This is a genomic window from Bacillus sp. GbtcB10 (assembly GCF_019091365.1).
GTDB lineage: Bacteria > Bacillota > Bacilli > Bacillales > Bacillaceae > Bacillus > Bacillus altitudinis.
Window position 1 is genome coordinate 1 of record NZ_JAGXJP010000075.1, and the last position, 289, is coordinate 289.

The 289-nt window shown below is 41.5% G+C and carries 1 protein-coding gene; it reads right to left on the reverse strand.

The window, feature by feature from the left end; translation table 11 throughout:
- Positions 1 to 244 (reverse strand): Rnase Y domain-containing protein (locus tag KVT11_RS19705; RefSeq protein ID WP_217609130.1); only part of this gene is annotated, 244 nt, incomplete at its 3' end.
- Between the last annotated feature and the right edge of the window lie 45 nt (positions 245 to 289).

Here is a 289-nt window from a genome sequence, read left to right on the forward strand (position 1 = left end):
TACGTCTTTCACGAACTTCTTGCTCCGCATCTACACGAAACGAATGAATTTCATCTTTCGCTTCTACGTGCGCTTCTTTCTTCAATGCTTCTGCATCACGCTTTGCATCCTCAACAATTTGTTCGGCCATGTTTCTTGCGGCGGATATTTTTGCTTCTGCAATGATTTTACGAACAGAGTAGCCAACAACTAAACAGATTAGGCTCAGCAAAATGGAGATGATCGTAAACGTCGTAGGCGACATATTTTCACCTCCACTTGCTATGAACTTGGTTTTACAAATAAAGTG